The following is a 16,579-nucleotide window of genomic DNA, read 5'->3' as shown; positions in this document are numbered from 1 at the left end:
AAGGGCTGTGATGTCCATGGCGCCGCACCTTAAATTCTCTAAGTACCCTGACGGCGTGCCGTCAGTGGTGACACCTGAGGTGCGGCGCTTTTTGGAAGATCATGGGGTTCCGCAGGCTGTCCTCACTATCTTTCGCGCAGTTGACAGGCCGTTTGTTCCTTCATGTGCGGGTCTCGGTTATAGCGTCAACGGCGTCACTATCGGCTACTCTCGTGAAGATGATGAAATCTGCATCAGCTCAGACGTCGGGCAGGTGCTGCTTTTGGCCTCCTGGAGCCCTTCAGCGCCTCTGGTTGTAAATCGAGACATTGCCGCTTTCGTCGATTCCTTGGCCACGCTGAATGGAATGCTGCCGCTGTATGGGATCGATAGGGATCTGGACGTATCTGAAGCGGCAGCAGATCGGCTCCGCTTCGAACTCCAGCGCCTTGATACGACCTCCACGGAAGATCCGAACGGTTTTTGGAGCGCTTTCCTTGATGATGTGGCAGTCGGCGACTACCCGGGCAAGTGACGGTGCCCCTTTCCCTGTAGCAGGCTGGTGGCCAGCGGAGATCTCGGTGATCCTCGAAAAGGTTCACTCGTTGAGGATGTAGCGGACGTGTGGGGCTTGGAAGCAGCCGGTGATGATGTGGGGTTGTCGTTGTCGGCGGTGGAAGAACCTGCGTGTTTCGGCGGCGAGTTCGGCCTGGTTCCTCGCCCGGTGGGTGTGGGGGCAGGCTGCGCTTGAGGTCGGCGTTGACCAACTCGTCCGGGTTCAGCTCGGGTGAGTACGAGGGCAGGAAGTGCAGCTCGATCGCGTCCTTGTGGTCGGCGAGCCAGGCCCGGACAGTCCTTGAGCGGTGTGCGGAGTGCCGGTCGACGATCAGGTGGATCTTCCGGTCGAAGTGCCCCACGACCCGGGCGAGGAAGCGGCACATGACCTTCGCGTCGGACGACTCGGTGTAGACCATGAAATACATCCGGCCGCGGGTGCTGATCGCGGGCATCGCGTTTACGGAAAACCGGTTGCCGGTGCGGCGGACGACAGGGGTCTGACCCTTGGCGCCCCAGGTGCGCCCGGTGACCTGGTCCGAGCGGACTCCGACCTGGTCGCCGAAGGGGATTTCACCGTTCTCTGCCTTCGCCTTGGGCCGGATCGCCGGCCAGGTCGCCTCGCGCCAGAGGCGGACCGCTTCCGCATCCTGCTCGACCGCCCGCTTGTCGGGACGCTGGAAGGTCAGCCCCCAGCGCGTGAGGTACTTGCCCACGCCAGACTCCGTGAAGCAGCCCCCGTACAACTTGAAGATCAGCTCACCTATCTGCCCCCGCGTCCACAGCTGACCCGAAAGCCCCAGGCCGGAGAGGACGTGATCGAGGACGGCCTGCCGGACTGCGGCCTGCTCGGCCTCGGACAGGACCGGGTGCTCACCCATACGACGGCCCCGCCGCCCGGACAGCAGTGCATCCCGGCCACCTGCCTGCCACTTTGCCCACCAGTTGTCCACGGCCCGGGCCGACACCTTGAAGAGGGCGCAACCTCTACCCGGTCCCGGCCCTCCACTAGCGCGGACACCGCCAGCAACCGCACAGCCTCCTGCGCGCCCGGCGACCACGTCCGCGCATCCCCCCACCAGCGCAGCAGCGGGGTTGGTCACGGGCAGTGTCGAGGCCGCGGGTGCAGCATGGCAGGTGGCGCGGAGCTGGTTGAGCCAGGTGACAACGTCCTTGGCGGTGAGCTTGGCGAGCTTCTTCCGTCCGAGGCCGGGGTGAGGTAGAGCCGGGCGACGGCGGTGTAGCGGATATGGGCGTTCTCGCGAAGCTGGTGGACGGCGACAGCGTCGAGCCAGTACGTCAGGTACGCGGCCAGGCCGCCCTGCGCGGAGGGGGCGGGGAGGCCGCGGTTGTTGGCGGCGATCTTCTCGGTGAGCTCCATCGCTGTTGGCGCGCGCGTCGGGAGTCGGGGGTGTCGCGGGATGTGGTCATCAGGCGGCTTCCTGGTCGAGACGGGTGCGGATGAAGTCGGTGAGCGCGTGGGCGGGGATGCGGCGGGCGCGGCCGAGCGTGATCGAGGCGGGTCGGCGGGTGCGGAGGATGTCGTAGCCGGCGGAGCGGCCGAGCTGGAGCGGGCCATTACCTGGGGCACGGTGAGCTGTTCCTCCGGCGTAGTCTGCCCCTGGCCATGCGCGGTCATGAGGAGCCCCTTCGGCCGCGAACTGCCGTTCCGGTTGCTCGTGATGCCACACGGCGGCGGCGAGCAATGCCGTGCCGGGGCTGTAGCCCGAGCCGAGGTAGTCCCAATAACCGACGACGAGGGTGGTCGTCGGGTTGAGGTCGGGCAGGCTGGCGTGGGTGCGGGGCTGTTCGGTGTGCCAGGTGCGGCGGGCGTGGCGCAGTGCGCCCAGAGTGCTGGAGTAGCTAAGGGACTTGGTGGAGAAGTGGCCCCGAAAGCTGAGCATGTGTGCCAACTTCCGGAGCTTAAGGTGGGCGAACTCCGGTAGCTTGCCCAGTTCCCAGCAGGTGCGGAGCATTCGTCGCACGTGCCGGGTGATCGCGAGCCGGGGCAGCGGGCGGGCCTGTACGGTGCCTTCGCACGCGGTGCACGGGAGCGGGGTTCCGTGGGGCAGGAGGGCGGCGCCGCGTCCCTGGACCGGTGCGTGGCCGGCTGCGCCAACACCGTTCGCACCGACCTCCACGCCCGGCAACTGCGCGACCGGGCCGACACTCTCACCGGCCAGGCCGTCCACCACCCCCAGCCGATCGCCGACCGGCTCCTGGCCACCGCCGGGCGGCTGCGCGGCCTCGCCGACACCCATGACCGCACCCGCATCACCTGCCAGGAACTGACCACGTGAGCCCCGCACTCGACGAACGCGACAGGATCCGCGCCGCCATGGACCGCATCCTCACCAACCGCCCCGAACACTCCAATGGCGCCCTGACCATGGTCACCCTCGCCCAAGAGGCGCAGGTCCCGCGCAACGCCTTCACCCAGCGCCACCCCGACCTGCGAACGAGTTCAACGCACACGTCCGCAAGCGAGGCGGCACCCCCGACACCGAGACACGGCTGCGCCGGCAGGTCGTCGAGCTGAAGAAGACCATCGCCCACAAATAAAGAACTCGACCGGTTGCGCCAGGACGTCCCTGCCCTCGTACGCGCGCTCAACCAGCTCACCGCCGAGAACGAAGAGCTTTGCCAACGACTGCAGCTGCCGACGCCCAGTGTCGTTCCCCTCCACAGGGAGGCCAGGTAGCAACACCCTCGGCCCGTACTCCGGCCCGGGGACCGCAGTGCGATCTGGAGGCGCCCGCCAGGCCGTGCACACAGCGGAAAAGGCGTACCCCCGGGCAACAGCCCGGGGTACGCCTTTCTGCGGCGCCTGCTGTCAGGAGGAGCGGACCTGGATCTCACCGATCCCCGAGCCAAGGCTTGAGCAGTGCGCGGTCGACTGGCCGGAGTCGCCCGGCTCGAGGCGGATGTGTTCACCGTCCGCGTCGGGCGACCAGCCACAGATCAAGTGGACCCAGAAGGTGATGGGCTCGCTCCCGACGTTAGTGCACAGCGCCCAGCCGGTGTAGTCGTCGATGTTGTGCTTGCCCTTCTCGCACGAGAGCCCGTGAGGGTCCGCGGCGGGGGCGGCCACCGCGGCGGGCGCCGCGACGGACAGAGCGAGGGCGAAGGCTGCGGACACGGCGAGGGCGGCACGCACAGCGACGCCCGCCTTCCTGTTGTTCTTCAAAGTGTTTCTCTCCGTGAGGTCGGACGACTTCCTTGCCCCACTCTGCCGCCCCCAAAGCGGACTAAAACTACGCTCGGCTTCACCGTCCGTGAGCGAAAGGATTCGGCACGCCGGGAGATGGCACACTCCGCCCTGCGGAAGTCAAGGACACGCTGCTCGACGTTCTGGACGGCGGCGGTGGAGGTCGCGATGGCCGGAGCCGCCGTCGCTGTCGCCGACAACGTCCACGCCGTACCGTGATCGCCATCACTCTGCTCCACGAACCTCTCGACGTCGCCTTTCCAGCCGGTCACCCGCTGGCCGCCAAGGCGCAGGTCTCGCCCCGAGACGTGGCAGACCTGCCGTGGATCACCGTCCACGACGGTTTGCCACTGATGGCCACCATCGAGGCCATCGCCGGTGTCGCCAACCGCTGGCTCGACATCGTCCACCGCATCAACGAGTTCGCGGTGGCCGCCGACGCCGTGGCCGCCGTGCTCTGCCTGCGCAAACTCGGAACACGAGACCTGATCGCCCAGCTCTTCGGCGTCAACGGCAGCACTATCACCAGGGCCGTTCACTAAATCCAGCCCCTCCTCGCCGACCACGGCTGCACCGTTCGACCCTCAACAGCCAGTCCGCACACCCGCCGCCGTCACCGCGTTCCTCACGAAAAGCAACCCCACAGAGATCAAGTCAGCATGTTGATTCTCTGCGATCCCTTAGGCGAGCCGGGCGGCATCCCGCGCGTCGCGGTGGAGGGCAGCATGGGCATGTGGAGGGTACGTACAGCGAGGTGACCCTAGCGATGGAGGAGCGGATCGCTGGGTATCTCCAGAGGGTGTGGGAGAAGGAAGTGGTGGGAGCCGGGCTGTGGACACTGCCTTTCCCATCCGTCTCCCATGGGAGACGGATGGGAAAGGGCTGCGATGGAGTTCCAGATCCGGGACCGTTCGGTTAACCAGGGGCGCCGTGAGCTATCGCCGTCGAGGGGAATCGGGCCCGCCGGGCTAGATCCGGGGGGCCGCCGCCATCCGGCTCCCTGACCGTCGGCCGGATACCTTGCCCGCCGGGCCGCACGCCCGGCGGGCAAGCAAGGAGAAATCCCATGTATGGCCGGGAACGAGAGCGAAGACCAAGTCCTCCGCCAGCGGATCACACTCAGCCACCAGGGCGGCTCTGAGCGCCGCCGGGTCCGGCTGAAGGCCAGCCCCTCGAGCCCAGGCTGCAGCTCGCTCGCCTACTTCGACAGAATCACCGATCCACTCACCAGGCAGGCCGTAATCCCGCGCCATCTCCGGCGACAAGGCACATTGCCATGACAGGCCATCAGTACTCGCCGCCTGAACTGTCGCGAAGTCGCTGTCGACCACATGAGAGACCAGGGCAGAAGCATGTGTCTCGCGGACGATCGAAGGGTCCGGATCCGCGATAGGGCGCGCTTGTAGAATCTGCCACTCGCCATCGCGTGCCCACCAGAGCGGCACACAGTCCGAGTCCCGCATCGCCGCCAACTCGGTTAGCGGCCGGTCGGCTCGCGCCACGATGAATGACCCCGAGAACCCCATGACCGGGAACCATAGCCGCGATCACTGACACCGTCGATTACCCGGCCAAGGCTGCGTGACGAGCCACCAGCCCACGTTTGCCTGGCCTGAGCACCGGGTCCGGGCGAGGAAGTTCCGCACGTTGTAGTGGGAGTTCTTGCTTTTGGTGAGCTGGAGACTGAGGGCTACGTCCTGTCAAGAACACGACACGGCACTTCCTCGCCAGCCCGGGCGCTGTTCGCGGGTGTGTACCGGCTTCTAGGGTCCCGGACAGACCACCCCTCTCATATCCCTTGGGGACATCTGTGACTAGATCTGTGTCCGTACGCACGCGTGCTCTTGCCGTGCTGACGTGCTGTGCCACCCTTCTGGGTGGCGCGACGGCCCTCGCATCGCAGGGCACTGCTTCCGTGGCCGGGCCGCCAGGCCCGCGCCTTGCCGCCGCGGCGGCGAAGCCGTCCGCCGTTACTCTGCTCACTGGCCATACGGTGACCGTCGCCGGTGGCCAGGTGCTCTCCGTCACCGACGCCGACGGCCATCCTGCCGAGTACCAGACACGTCAGCTCGGCGAGGATCTGTACGTTCTGCCCCTTGAGGCGAACGTGCTCATCGCTCGGAACCGCGTTGACGAAACCCTCTTCAACATCTCCGAACTCATCCGCTCCGGCTACGACGACGCGCGTACCACCGGCATACCGGTGCTCGCCACCTACGCGTCGGCCGAGCGTGCCGCCACCTCCGCCGCTCTGCCGGCGGGTGTCGTCGAGCGCCGCTTCAAGGGCCTGGGCACGACGGCCGTTGAGGTCGAGAAAGACAAGGCGCGCGACTTCTGGCGGGCCATCGGCTTACCCAGCTCCGCACGCTCGGCGGCGGCTCCGCGCAAGGTCTGGCTCGACCGCAAGGTCCACGCCGTGCTCGACCACAGCGTCGCCCAGATCGGCGCGCCCGAGGCATGGGCTGCCGGGCAGACCGGCAAGGGCGCCAAGGTCGCCGTCCTGGACACTGGCTTTGACCCTGCCCATCCAGACCTCGCCGGGCGCGTGTCGGCCTCCCGGGACTTTACCGGCAAGGGCAGCGCCGCCGACGGCCACGGCCACGGCACTCATGTGGCCGCCACGGTGGGCGGCAGCGGAGCCGGCTCAGGCGGTAAGCGCAAGGGTGTCGCCCCCGACACCGATCTGATCGTCGGCAAGGTGCTGGCCGACTCCGGCTCCGGCCCGCAGTCCGCGATCCTTGCGGGTATGGAATGGGCGGTCGCCGAAGGAGCGGACATTGTCTCGATGAGCCTTGGCGCCGACGCCGGCGGCAAGTGTGACAGCCCGCTCACCGATGCTGTCGAGCGGCTGTCGGCCGCCAGCTCAGCGCTGTTCGTCGTCGCTGCCGGCAACTCAGGCCCCGGCGACGCCACCGTCAACTCACCAGGCTGCGCCCGCTCCGCGCTGACCGTGGCCGCCGCCGACCGGGAACTCGCGACGGCGTCCTTCTCCGGTCGCGGCGACGTGCAGGGCACCGACGGTAAGCACTACGCCAAGCCGGACATCAGCGCCCCTGGGGTCGGCATCGTCGCGGCCCGTGCCGCCGGCACCACGATGGGCACTCCCATCGACGCCCTGTACACGGCGGCCAACGGCACATCGATGGCGACGCCCCATGTCTCCGGCGCTGCGGCCCTGCTGGCCGGTCAGCACCGCGACTGGACAGGCGCCCGGCTCAAGCGGGTGCTGACGTCGTCGGTACGGCCTGGCGCCGAGGACACCCCGCTCGCTCAGGGGGCCGGATTCCTCGACGTCGCCCAGGCCGGGCGCACGACGATCACCGGGCCCGGGGCCATCGACGGCGGGCACTTCGCCTGGCCCCACTCCCAGGAGCAGACATCCGAGCGCACTCTGACCTGGACCAACGACGGGGACACTCCGGTCACCCTGCGTCTGGAGCTGGACGCCTACGACGCCTCAGGCGCGCCCGCCCCGGCGGGCACGGCCGGCCTCGGGCAGGACAGCCTGACCGTCCCCGCGCACGGCGAGGCCTCCGCCACACTGCGCTTCGACGCCTCGAAGAAGCTGCCCGACGACGGCTACGGCGAGATCACCGGCCGGGTGACCGCCACCGGGGGCGACGGCGTCCGCACCGTCACCGCGTACGGCTTCCACATCGCACCGCACACGGTCACCCTCACCTTCAAGGGCGTCAACCGGGCCGGCGACCCCGCCGGGCTCGTCAGCTACGTCGACCTGCTCTCGCCCACCAAGCGCACCGTGTCCCGCGCGTACTTCACCAAGGGCTTGGCCCAAATCACGGTCCGGGCCGGCCGGTACGACCTTGACGCCGCCGTCTACGGGTACGACGCCGGCGTCACCGAGGACGACCTCTACCGCAACCTGCGCTCGGTCGCCCTCTTCTTCCGGCCCGGACAGGACCTTAACGAGGACGCCACCGTCACCCTGGACGGACGCACCGCGGCCAAGGTCCGGATCGTCGGCGACCGCCCCCTGGAAAATCGCACCGCCTCGGTCGTGTACCGGCGCGAACTGCCGGGCGGCGGCGTCTACTCCCGCAACACATCGGTCGACTATGCGGCCGCTCAGGACATCGCCATCGCGTCCACCTCCGGTTCGGGGAGCTGGGATGGCGTACACGTCGGTTACGTGTCGCGCGCCTACGCGCCGCTGCTGGATCTGCGCACGGAAGACGGGCACCGAATCGACGCCCACTACGCCCGCTACAGCCCGCTGACCACCGACGGCACCAGCTACCTGGCCCCGCTGGGCCGCGCCCGGATAGCTGACGTGGGCGCCGGGACGGCCGGGGAACTGGCTGCCGCGGACGTCAAGGGCCGGATGGTCCTGGTCGACCTGGGACCGGTGGACAACGGCTCGGTCGAGCGACTGCGGACCGTTACCGAGGACGCCGAGCGGCGCGGGGCACGCGGAGTGCTCGTCGCGCACGGATTCCCCGGCACCTGGCAGCCGTTCACTTCCGTCGCCCTCCCCGCCCTCGGCGTTGACCGCCAGGGCTACGAGCTGCTGCGTCGCCTCGCGGCTGACGGCGGCAGCGTGCGCTGGAGCGGCGTCGGGTCCAGCCCGTACGTCCACAACATCGCCTTCGCCATGGAGGACGGGATACCAGCGGACCTGACCCGACACGTCCGGGACCGTGACATGAGCCGGGTCACGGAGACCTGGCACAGCCAGCTCAAGAACGACCGGGCCTCGGACGCCATGGCCGTGCGGCTGTTCCAGGGCCTCGACACCACCCTGGTCGGCATCCTCCAGCAGGTTGACGCGCCGTCGGAGCGAGTCGCCCGCTACACCACGGGGGCAGGATGGCTCCACTTGGGAAGCAGCAGTCACACCGGGACTCTGGAGACCATGACCGGACGGCTGCGTACCTGGTCGAAGCCCGGTTCGGACAAGGAGACCTGGTACAGGGGACCGATCACCCCGGGCGCGCCCCGCGACATCGGCACCGGCGAGCCGGTAGCCATGGCCGTGCGTCAGGGCGACACGGTCGGTACCGCCCTGCCGGTGTTCGGCGACAGCGACGGCCACTACGCCTTCAATGCGCTCAACGACACTGTCACCACGACCCTGCGGCGCGACGGCAACACGGTCGGAACCGTCCGCGGCGGACAGGGCACCTGGCAGGTTCCCGCGGCGTCCGCACGCTACGAACTCGAACTGGCCGTGCAGCGCAACCTGGCAGTCCCCGGACTCAGGGACTGGAAGCTTTCTCCTACCACAACCACGCGCTGGGCCTTCGAGTCCACCACCGCCGACGGCCGCGCGGCTCTGCCGCTCCTGGTGCCGTCGTACAGCGCGGCCCTCGATGGGTGGAACCGCGCTCCCGCCGTCAAGCACTTTCCGCTGGGGCTCGCCGCTGTCGGCCAGGCCGGCTACGGCGCCCACGCCACCACGATGGCGGCGGAGGCATCCTACGACGACGGGAAGACCTGGCAGAAGCTGCCGGTGAAGGCCGGTGACACAGGCGAGTTCACCGCTCTCGTCGACAACTCCCTTGCGAGCGATGGCTTCGTGTCCCTGCGCGTCCACGCCGGGGCCGCGGACGCCTCCGAGGTCGTCCAGACCGTGATCCGGGCGTACGCGGTGCGCTGATCGGGCACCGCTCGCGATCGTGTGACGGCCGCCTGCCGCGGCCGTCACACGATCATGTCCGGCGTAGCTGGTCAGACCCAGCGGCGGTCGCGGGCGTGCCAGCCCAGTTGCAACCGAGTGGTCACCCCGGCGCGGACCATGAGTGCCTGAATCCGGCGCTGCACGGTGCGTGTCGAAAGGCCCAGCTGGGCTGCGGCGGTGGCGTCCGTGAGACCCGCCAGCAGCAGTCGCATCAGCCGCGCGTCGACGGACTCGATCTCCCAGATGCGCTCGGTGTAGGGGCGGGCCCCTTCCCACACTGCCTCGAACAGCCCGCGGGCCACGTTCACGGGGCCTCCGCGCAGCACCAGGCTGGGGTTCACCTCCGTGCCCTGACCGTGCAGCGGCAGCATGGCCACCTCGCCGTCGCAGATGATCAGCTTCAGCGGTATCTCGCGCACCGTCCGGATGCAGGTCCCGTTGACGATGGAGGCGTCGAGCTGTTCGCTGCCTTCCCGGTTGGCTGAGGAACTCCTCGTCGACGACGCCCCGTAGCCGAACCCCGCGCCGAAGGGCGCGGGCCTCCTGGGTCGACTCCGGGCCGACCGCCCGGTGGCCCGCCCGTGGCGAAGAAGTCGATGCTGTTGCGCGCGGGGAGCTGCATCTGGACGTAACGGCGGCTGACGGCCTCGGTCCCTTCGACGATCTCCATGAGTTCTCGCTGCGCGCGGCCCATGCTGCCGAGCCGGTATGCCTCAACCAGCCCCGCGAGGGCCAGTTCGGCGCGGTTGAGGCGCTCACGACCTTCCACCAGTTCCGCTCCCAGCGTCTCGGCGGGAGATGTCGCCACAAAGCGCGCTCCGTCCGGCGTCATGGTGACCAGCCCTCGTGCCCGTAGCGCGTCGAGAGCGGCCGCTGCCTTCCGGGAATCGTGGCGCTCGCCGCACTCCGCGACGACCTCCCGGGCGCTGGCCTCCAGCCGTCCGATCAGCGTCCGGTAGACGCTCTCCTCCAGGGGGTGAGCCCGAGATCCTCCAGCACAGGTTGATCCTTCCTTCGGTTCGTCGAGGGTTCCCGCAGGCAGAGCAGGCCACGCTTTTGAGCGCGGTCGTGTGATCGCGTCGGGCAGCCGTCGGCCCCCGGCCGTCCGCGCGGTGCGGAAGGACGGGGGCGGTGGAAGCGGGGGCGGTCAGCGCATCAGGGTGACCGCCGGGGACGTCCAGGTCTCGGTGCCAGGCGCGTGGTCGCTGTCGCCGAGCGCCTTGTCGAACACGAGGCGCAGCCGGTAGTCGCCCGCGGGCGCCGGGCTGCCGTCGTCCAAGGTGGCGTCCCAGGTATGGAAAACGACGCCCGTGCCGGCGCCCGAGTTCCTGGTGACCCATGCCTGGTCGTACGGTGTGGCCACTACGCGGCCCCGCGCGTCGGTCACCTGAAGCCGCAGCCGTTCCAGGAGCGGGAAACCGTGCGACAGCATGACGGCGGCGCTGTCGTCGGAGGTGCTCTCGTTCCCGAGGTCGATCGTGAGCGGCAGGTTCCTGCCAAAGTTCCATTCCGCGGGCCGCAGGGCGGGGTTGTCGAGCGTGGTGTTGATCGCGGAGAACGTCGGGTTGACGGCGGACACAGAGTCGAAGTCCCCCGACACACCCTGGTAGGGCACCCGCAGGACCGGCTGCTCCTCATTGGCCGGTACGAACTCGACCCAGCCACCGAAGACCGTTCCCTCGACGGCGGCGGCGGGCTGCCGGACGGCCACCTGCACGGTGCGGCTGCCGTGGCCGGGGACTGTGACGTGGTCGGGACCCGCCAAGCCGACCCGTGCGGCGGCGTCTTCGGCCCGCCACTCCGAGGTGTACGGCGGTGCGGCGGAGACGGCGGACCGGTGGCCGACCGTGTAGGTGACCGTCCGGTCGGAGTCGTTGTGGACGGTGACGGTGCGCACTGCGGGACGCCCCTCCAGGTCGCGGAGCGGCAGTTCGGACGGCGAGAGGCGGACGGCCGCTCGGCCGGCGGTGGCGACGGCCGCGACCGCGTCGACCCGCCCGGCACCCTGCTGCGCGACGGGCTGCGCGCCGCGTGCGGGGTCGCCGGTCATGCGGAGCGGAGTGGCCGTATTCTGCAGGATCGACTGGATTTCGTGGGGGGAGAGGTCCGGGTTGCGCTGGAGAAGCAGCGCAGTGACGCCAGCTATGTGCGGGGAGGCCATCGACGTGCCCGACGAAACTCCGTACCAGCCCATGGATTTGGGCATTGCGGAGAGGATATAGCCACCGGGTGCGGCGATGTCCGGCTTGAACTCCAGCTCTCCGCCTGGACCCCAGGCGGAGCCGTGGTCCATGAGCCCGGCTGCGTGATCCGCCAGCGGGATCCCCGCGTACGCGCCCCAGGCGAGCCGGGTGTCCGGGGCGGACGACAGGACGCGCCGCGCGTCCTTCTCGCTGATGCCAAGGACTGGGATGTCTGCCGTGCCGCAGCAGGGCGAGCTGGGGATTGCTCCCTCCGGCATGGTGGGGTCGTGCTGGACCGCGGCCACCGCACCGGCCGCCTCGAGGACGCGGGCGATGTCCATCGGCCGACAGATGGGGCCGGAGCCGCTGCGCGCGGGGGTGAACAGCGCGATGCTGCCGCTCAGGCTGCCGTCGGGCAGCGGCTCGCAGCCCGTGCGGACGTCGGCCCAGGGTGCCGACCCGCTGGATGGCGTGCGGGCGCCGCGGCCCGAGAGGGTGTACGCCACGGGCGTATCCTCGCCGCCCAAGGCGAGCGCGAGGTAGGGACTGCGGTTGCTGTAGGTGCTGCCAACGGCGATCGCCCGGTCAGCTGCGGCCGGCTCGGACGTGCGGAAGGGGCCCGCGTAGCCGTTGCCGGTCGCCACGGCGACCGCAGTGCCGGATTCGACGAGGCGGTCCACGGCGGTGGAGAGCACGCTGCTGCTGCGCGCGCCGATCGGGGTGCCGAGGCTCATGTTGACGACGTCCGTGCCGTCGGCTGCCGCACGGTCCAAGGCGGAGAGGATGACATCCTCGCCCGCGCCGCTGCCCGATCCGAAGACCCGGTAGGCGCGCAGCCGCGCGTCGGGTGCGACGCCCAGGATGTGGTCGTCGTCGCCCGCCACGATGCCGGCCACATGCGTGCCGTGGCCGGCAGCCGAACCGTTCGCATCGTCGTAAGGATCCGCGTCGCCGTCGGCGAAGTCGTAGCCGCCGACGACCTTGGCGTTGGGAAAGCCGCCACCGCCCAGGGCAGGGTGGTCGTAGGCGATGCCACTGTCGATGATGCCGACGGTCACTCCGTGGCCGGTCACACCGTCGCGGCGGACCTCCGCGACACCGGTCAGGTCGGTCACCGTCACGATCTCGCGGCCCGAGGGGGCTCCGGAACGCTGCGCGGCGGCCCCGGCTTCGGCCACGGCGCGGCGCACCGTCTCCGAGGAGACCGGAGCGGGGGTTTCGGGCACCTCGTAGACGACGGGGGCGGCCACGGAGGAGACGCCTGGGAGGGATCCGAGCAGCCCTGCCTGGGACTCCGGGACCTTGACCGCGAGGCCGTTGATCACGTGGCGGTAGTGGCGGGTTGACGTCAGCCGGATGCCAGCTCGGTCGGCCGCGGACTTCAACTCCCGTTGTGAGGAGTCGACGTCGGCGGCGGCCGCCCGGCGCGACGAAGGCGGCGCCTCGCGGACCGCGGGCGCGCTGTCGAGAGTGACGATACGGGTCACCAAGGGCTCGTCGTCCGGGGCGAGGGATCGGGGCGCGGCCGTGGCCGGGGCTACGGGTACGAGGAGGAGTGCGGCCAACAGGGCCGCTCGGGAAGCATGCATGGCCGACATCAGAGCCTGGTCCACTGACCTGGGGCAATACCGGGCAGTGGCGAGGAAGTGCCACGTCTGGATTCCGCCACAACCGCGGACCAAGCGCTCGCCCACGTCTACACCCATGACGACTGTGCTCCCGCGGTGACGAGCGTCGGGCCCGAAGCCAACCGCCGCCGCGCCGGAGGCCGACCGCTGCCTGGGCGGTTGGCCAACCGGTGGCGAAGACACGCCGTACCTCCGCCCCGTGCTGGGGGACGGGCCGAGGGAGAGGGAAAGGACGAGCTGTGGGAGCAAGGCGGAGCTCCGCCACCCGGCCGAACGATGCCGGGCGGTCCAGGATGAGCCGGGAACAAGAGCAGTTCGATTCGTCGTACTTCCTGGCTGCCGGCTGCCGGCTGCCGCCGGTGAGGCCGTTGAGCATGATGTCGTAGACGGCGGATGCCCGCTCGTCGAGCTCCTAGGAGGTCAGATCGAGGTCACGGGCGATGGTCTGCGGAAGATGCAGTAGGCGAGGTACGTGGCCGCGGTCATGGCCTGCATGACCAGGCCATCCGGGAAGAGGTCAGCTCCGGGTCGCCATCCAAGGCCAACAGCGCTTCGAGGCGGAGAAGCTGGGGCTGGTCCAGGGCGTACTTCGGCATGCCTTGGCGGCGCTTTTTGAAGGGCTTGTCCCAGTGGCTCTGCGCGCCCAGTGCCCGGGTGTCGAGAATGCATGCGATGGCTGCCCGCAGCAGCGTCTGGTGGTCTCCGAAGTGCAGCCTGGCCTGCGTCAAGCTCAGCCCGCCGTTGGGCCCACCTCGCACGATGTGGGCGTCCGCGTCATCCTGGCCGTCGTCCTCCCACCCGCACTCCGGACAGATTTCGAAGTTGGCCCGTTCCTCCAGGGTCTGCTGGAAGCAGCAGGGGCATGCGATGTCAGCAGCGTTGCTCGACAGACCGGGGGCCGGTTCTTCAGAGGCCATGGCCGACATCATTGCGCCCTCGCTTTAGTGATCCAAACGAAACCCCCTAGACGTCCACGCGACGTTGCAGGAGGAACGACGGTGCACGGCTTGTCAGGGCGACAGGCCGCCGGAGTTCGGTCAGAGAACATCAGCCAGCCGAGGTATGAGGGCTGCAGTTCGGTCGCGGGTGGCCGGTGTGATCACGGCGTCGGAGTGCGTACAGAAGAAACTCCTGTGCGCCGGCTCGCATACCTCTGCGATCATCCCCGAATGCTGCACAGTCTCGAATCGCTGGTCATCCGGCACACCCACCGCCTCTCCTCTCCCCAGGGCTCCGCCGGGGAAGGAGCCACTGCCGCGCGGCAGTTCGACGCGGCGCTGGCATCCGTGGGCTTCAAGCTCTCCGTGGAGCTGCTGGAGCTGCTGTCGGGGCTGTCCGAGGCGGCGGTCGTGCACACTGCCAAGCGGACGCTGGGCACGGTGAGTGAGATGGTGGGCGACCACGTCCGGCACAACGCGTACTTCATCGACTTTCCGGCGAACGTGCCGGACACCGAAGAGTTCTGGATGCGGTGCGTGGCGAAGGCGCTTGGCGACGGCAAGTCGCGCGAGAACGTGCTGACGCAGCTGGCGCACGGGGTGCTGGACCTGCTCAGCCTTCCCACGTACGGCCGCTACCAGCACACTTACGAGGAGATGCTCGCGGCGCACGACGAGCTGATCGCCTCGGCAAGTGACCGGGTGACCGTCCTGCACCTTGGGCGGGACCTGGACGACGAACTCAGCGACCTGTACCTGGCCTTGGCGGGCAGCACGACCCCGTTGGGCGAGGACGACTTGCGCGATCTCGAGGCCCTCGCCGAGCGGTGCGCGCTCGGCCCCCAGCCGGAGTCGATCCCGGTACGGGAGAACCGGGCGGTCGTCAACGAGGCCCGTCTCGGCGTCGGCGCGGACCTCCTCCTCGACACTGTCACCGATGTGCTGCGGCTGGCCTGCGCACTGTCGGGCGGCGACGTGACGCTCCAGGAGCCGACCCGGTTCCGGGCGCTGTCACGGCCGGTCCGCCGTGCGCTGCTCGCGGGTCTCGACGCCGTGGTCGCGGCGAACCCCGCCAAGCTCGCCGATGTGCACGCGCATCGTGAGCCCTTCAAGCGGCTCGGCGAGCGTCTCCACCCGCATGAGTACCCGCGGTGGCCGCATGCCGCCGATGTGTTCGCCGTCGCGCGGGGCGAGAAGGAGGCGCGGTCCTTCGAGGGCCGTGTCGAGAAGCTGCTCGACGAGTTCGACGCTCTCGGTGCGGTGCAGCTGCTGAAGTCCGCTCCCGGCAAGCTGTTCCGCGCCCTGGACCTCCTGCTGCGCATCGCCGCGGACCAGGAGGAACGGGACGCGGTGGTGGCCGCCGCGGTGCAGGTCGCTCCCGACGTCTCCGGCCGGGTCGTGCTCTCGGTGCGCGAGCACCTCCACAACCGGGAGCGGGAGACCGACGAACCCCGCATCTTCGTCAACCGCCGGGGCCGCGCCTGGGTGACCCCCGACGTCCGGCCGCCGGTGCCGGCGGCCGACCGCGACCATCTGATCGCCGCCCTTGACGCCGAGATGCGCCGTCGGCTCCCGGCGCCGGACCGGCTGCTGATCGACCCCGACGTCCTGGACGTGGCGCTCCCGCTCAGCGGCAGGGCGACCGCGGCCGGGCTCGGCGTACTGCCCCGAGGGTCGGTCTCGGTGGTCGACGGCGAACAACTGCGCTTCTTCGTGTACTGGAAGGAGACCGAGCAGCGGACCGACTACGACCTCTCGGCGCTGCTCCTCCACTCCGACTACAGCACCGACTCCTGGCTCTCCTACACGTCCCTCAAGGCTGTCGGGGGCGAGCACTCGGGCGATATCACCGAGGCGCCCGACGGGGCGTCGGAGTTCATCAACCTGTCCCTGGACCGAGTGCGCAGCACATTCATCGTGCCGCAGGTCAACATCTACGCCGGCGAAAGCTTCGAGGAAGTCGAGGAGTCCTTCTTCGGCTTCATGCTGCGCGACGGTGAGCTGAAGGGACGGCCGTTCGAGCCGCGCACGGTGCGGATGAAGTCGGAGCTGCGCGGGGTGGGCCGGGTGGCGCTGCCGCTGGTGTTTCGGCACGGGGACGACGGCCGGTGGCGCGCGAAGTGGCTGCACCTGTATCTGAAGGGCATCTCGTCGGCCAACCGGGTCGAGGAGAACCAGGTATCGGTGTCCAAGGTGGTGCGCGCCCTCGTGGAGCGCGAGCAGCTGACCGTGGGTTACCTGATCGACTTGATGTCTCGCGACACCACGGCCGTGGACCTGTGGGACGGCGAGCGAGTCCCGGACGGGCCCGTGATGTACATCGGCCTCGAACGTCCCGAGGGCTTGCACCCGGATTCCCGGGTCATCACCCTCGAAAATCTGCGCGACTTGATCCCGGGCTGAGTGCTAGCGTTGCCCATGGCGAGGCCATGAAGGGGCTTCCTTCTCAA

General features: G+C 69.3%; 11 protein-coding genes and 4 pseudogenes. 8 read left to right on the top strand and 7 right to left on the bottom strand.

The genetic code is table 11. The features are described from left to right. Positions 1 to 10 precede the first annotated feature (10 nt). Positions 11 to 514 (top strand): SUKH-4 family immunity protein, encoded by a 504-nt coding sequence (locus ACWGO0_RS05080; protein ID WP_453528103.1) that lies wholly within the window; start codon positions 11 to 13, stop codon positions 512 to 514. A gap of 262 nt (positions 515 to 776) precedes the next feature. Here ACWGO0_RS05080 and ACWGO0_RS05075 read toward each other — a convergent pair. From ACWGO0_RS05075 to ACWGO0_RS05065, 3 genes and pseudogenes are all read right to left on the bottom strand, one after another. Then, positions 777 to 1,487, bottom strand: a pseudogene (locus ACWGO0_RS05075) (IS630 family transposase); the annotation flags it as partial. A gap of 121 nt (positions 1,488 to 1,608) precedes the next feature. Then, a pseudogene (locus tag ACWGO0_RS05070) lies at positions 1,609 to 1,912 on the bottom strand (tyrosine-type recombinase/integrase); the annotation flags it as partial. A gap of 52 nt (positions 1,913 to 1,964) precedes the next feature. Next, complete coding sequence (locus tag ACWGO0_RS05065; protein WP_453528150.1) at positions 1,965 to 2,510, bottom strand: replication initiator; 546 nt, start codon at positions 2,508 to 2,510, stop codon at positions 1,965 to 1,967. Between the two features lie 9 nt (positions 2,511 to 2,519). Between ACWGO0_RS05065 and ACWGO0_RS05060 the strand changes: the two genes are divergently transcribed. Beyond that, positions 2,520 to 2,834 carry a hypothetical protein gene (locus tag ACWGO0_RS05060; protein WP_453528100.1) on the top strand — a complete coding sequence of 105 codons (315 nt, stop codon included), beginning with the start codon at positions 2,520 to 2,522 and terminating at the stop codon, positions 2,832 to 2,834. Next, on the top strand, positions 2,831 to 3,073 hold the full coding sequence (locus tag ACWGO0_RS05055; RefSeq protein ID WP_453528097.1) for a hypothetical protein: 243 nt from the start codon (positions 2,831 to 2,833) through the stop codon (positions 3,071 to 3,073). The genes ACWGO0_RS05060 and ACWGO0_RS05055 overlap by 4 nt, the downstream gene beginning before the upstream one ends. Before the next feature lie 294 nt (positions 3,074 to 3,367). Here the strand turns inward: ACWGO0_RS05055 and ACWGO0_RS05050 are convergent, their stop codons facing one another. Beyond that, entirely contained in the window at positions 3,368 to 3,721 is a 354-nt protein-coding gene (locus tag ACWGO0_RS05050; RefSeq protein WP_453528094.1) for a hypothetical protein, read from the bottom strand. Positions 3,722 to 3,838: 117 nt separating this feature from the next. Here ACWGO0_RS05050 and ACWGO0_RS05045 point away from each other — a divergent pair, with 117 nt between their 5' ends. The 4 genes and pseudogenes from ACWGO0_RS05045 to ACWGO0_RS05030 all read left to right on the top strand — a co-directional run bounded on the left by ACWGO0_RS05045 (position 3,839) and on the right by ACWGO0_RS05030 (position 9,359). Continuing rightward, a complete protein-coding gene (locus ACWGO0_RS05045; protein ID WP_453528091.1) occupies positions 3,839 to 3,961 on the top strand; it encodes a hypothetical protein in 123 nt (40 codons plus the stop codon). After that, positions 3,955 to 4,194: pseudogene (locus tag ACWGO0_RS05040) on the top strand (LysR substrate-binding domain-containing protein); the annotation flags it as partial. The gene ACWGO0_RS05045 and the pseudogene ACWGO0_RS05040, both read left to right, overlap by 7 nt. Continuing rightward, positions 4,183 to 4,408, top strand: a pseudogene (locus tag ACWGO0_RS05035) (transposase family protein); the annotation flags it as partial. The pseudogenes ACWGO0_RS05040 and ACWGO0_RS05035, both read left to right, overlap by 12 nt. 1,249 nt (positions 4,409 to 5,657) lie before the next feature. Beyond that, positions 5,658 to 9,359 carry a S8 family serine peptidase gene (locus tag ACWGO0_RS05030; protein ID WP_453528088.1) on the top strand — a complete coding sequence of 1,234 codons (3,702 nt, stop codon included), beginning with the start codon at positions 5,658 to 5,660 and terminating at the stop codon, positions 9,357 to 9,359. 71 nt (positions 9,360 to 9,430) lie between these two features. Here ACWGO0_RS05030 and ACWGO0_RS05025 read toward each other — a convergent pair whose 3' ends face one another. The 3 genes from ACWGO0_RS05025 to ACWGO0_RS05015 form a co-directional block, all read right to left on the bottom strand. Continuing rightward, positions 9,431 to 9,799 (bottom strand): hypothetical protein, encoded by a 369-nt coding sequence (locus tag ACWGO0_RS05025; protein ID WP_453528085.1) that lies wholly within the window; start codon positions 9,797 to 9,799, stop codon positions 9,431 to 9,433. A gap of 728 nt (positions 9,800 to 10,527) precedes the next feature. Then, positions 10,528 to 13,152 carry a S8 family serine peptidase gene (locus ACWGO0_RS05020; RefSeq protein WP_453528082.1) on the bottom strand — a complete coding sequence of 875 codons (2,625 nt, stop codon included), beginning with the start codon at positions 13,150 to 13,152 and terminating at the stop codon, positions 10,528 to 10,530. Positions 13,153 to 13,673: 521 nt separating this feature from the next. Beyond that, positions 13,674 to 14,108, bottom strand: a complete 435-nt coding sequence (locus tag ACWGO0_RS05015; RefSeq protein WP_453528079.1) for a CPCC family cysteine-rich protein — start codon at positions 14,106 to 14,108, stop codon at positions 13,674 to 13,676. A 252-nt stretch (positions 14,109 to 14,360) separates the two neighbouring features. On the opposite strand from ACWGO0_RS05015, the gene ACWGO0_RS05010 reads away from it, so the two are divergent. Continuing rightward, positions 14,361 to 16,532, top strand: a complete 2,172-nt coding sequence (locus ACWGO0_RS05010; protein WP_453528076.1) for a hypothetical protein — start codon at positions 14,361 to 14,363, stop codon at positions 16,530 to 16,532. Positions 16,533 to 16,579 lie beyond the last annotated feature (47 nt).

It is taken from the genome of Streptomyces sp. NPDC055749, from assembly GCF_053617235.1.
Note: the sequence above shows the minus strand (reverse complement) of the source record. Positions and strands in the feature narration are given on the sequence as shown.